The sequence below is a fragment of the Nostoc sp. CALU 546 genome, from assembly GCF_048836525.1.
The window spans coordinates 1-1,613 of record NZ_JAWJTF010000396.1; the positions used below are offsets into that span (position 1 = coordinate 1).

The following is a 1,613-nucleotide window of genomic DNA, read 5'->3' on the forward strand; positions in this document are numbered from 1 at the left end:
AGCAGCAGGGATGGCGGCGGCAATGTGTGTTGAGTTAAACTGCCAGCCGAGGGATTTACCTATTAGGGCACTACAAACAGCTTTATTGGAAGATAATCGCTCAAAAACAGCAATTATTCCTTTCTTTAATCTTCCACCCAATCGTTCGGATTGGCTGCACTGGCAACTGTATTACTTAAATAACCCACAAACCTATCCAGCTAGTGGTTATTGCCCTTTCCCATCGGGGAATGAGTACCCTGACTCTGCTTTTGACAAGGCATCAATTCGGGAAAGTAACTGTTTCAAAGGTATTTTTTCCTGCTTGGATCAACAGGAATACAGATTTACTGTCACAGCACCAGCCGCATATCAAGGGCAAAATTGGCAGCTTGTGACTTTGCGATCGCATATCGACGAGCAATTACGCGCTTATCCCCACGAACAATTAGTTACATTGTGGGGCCGTCATAATCACTCTGGTAATTGGTTATTAGTCGAACATTTAAATGGAGGATAAGAAGAGTTTATTTTCAGTAAAACAGAATACTTTTTGATTAATTGTCCGGATATTCATTAAAAAGCTAAGTATCAGTGAAGTGGAGAGTTCCAAAATAGACATCTGCTATGCGTGCTGCCATTTCACTTTTAGTATCGAGTCTGGTGTTCGGCCCCTTAGCTTCTAACTGCCAAGCAATGGTCAATCACTTATCAACAGCGCTGCCTTCCACGCCTACTTCGGAACAGTGGCTCTCGGCGGCATCTGAACAAAATCCAGATGATGCGCCACGTCATCGCGGTAGTGGGCGTAGAGAAGTGACACAAAAATTCCGAAATATCTATGCTGTGGTTTAACTACTGTAGGGTAATGCCTTTTTTATTAAAGGAACAATTACCAGAAAACAGGATGTTATGCTAACATCTTTTACACAGCTTTTCTGACAGAGATATATACAGTTGACACACGAAAATCTTCAGCGATCGCTTAGTATTTCAACTGCAAGCTTTGTATATATAGTTGGCATCAATCCTGCCGATCAAAACGCAAATCAAATTCAGTGCCTTGATCAACAGCATTACCAACTCCTCAAAAGCTACACAACTGTTGCTCATATTCTTGGGAAGCTCTGCGTCTCAATCCTCAATTGTTCTAGAAATAGATGTAATTTAGGCTATCAGTTAATCTAAAGCACATCTAATTCAGACATTTTGCTTGTTGAGGAAACAGTCTTAAGGCAACTTCACTTTATTCCCCAATAGTTTTTTTTCTTAATATATTGCCTAGCTGGTTATCTACATCAGCAAGTAATTGATCTTCGCTCCGACGCCTGTTTAGCGTCCTTTGCCGAAGCATACAATCTCTTTCCTTTCATCTGATCTGAACTAGCGCGTGGATTCACACAAGTAATATAAGTTTATTGCACTTGGCAACAAATCTTACTATTCCTGACCTACTCTTGCACTCTGGTTCCTTCTTCCCGCAGATAGCTCCCAACAAAATAAATATTAAGAAGGATCTGCTAGATCATCTTAGTTACTTTAATTATTCTACACCCAAGGCCAGATGCAAAATTTTGCATCTGGCCTTTTTAGATAAATTTTACTTAAAGAAAAGCGAGTGGGGAGATGAGGAA

Annotated in this window: 2 protein-coding genes and 1 pseudogene; all 3 read left to right on the forward strand. The window is 40.6% G+C overall.

The annotated features are described in order from the left end of the window. Positions 1–499 (forward strand): annotated as a pseudogene (locus RRG12_RS43985) (FAD-dependent oxidoreductase); the annotation flags it as partial. Between the two features lie 107 nt (positions 500–606). Further along, on the forward strand, positions 607–834 hold the full coding sequence (gene patX / locus RRG12_RS43990; protein ID WP_069071274.1) for a heterocyst-inhibiting protein PatX: 228 nt from the start codon (positions 607–609) through the stop codon (positions 832–834). A 569-nt stretch (positions 835–1,403) separates the two neighbouring features. Next, a partial coding sequence (locus RRG12_RS43995) for a hypothetical protein (RefSeq protein WP_420763354.1) occupies positions 1,404–1,613 on the forward strand: 210 nt, incomplete at its 3' end.

What these genes read in the sequence shown, in the direction of transcription:
- patX (WP_069071274.1), top strand. Translation starts at nt 607, where the DNA reads ATGCGTGCTGCCATTTCACTTTTAGTATCGAGTCTGGTGTTCGGCCCC.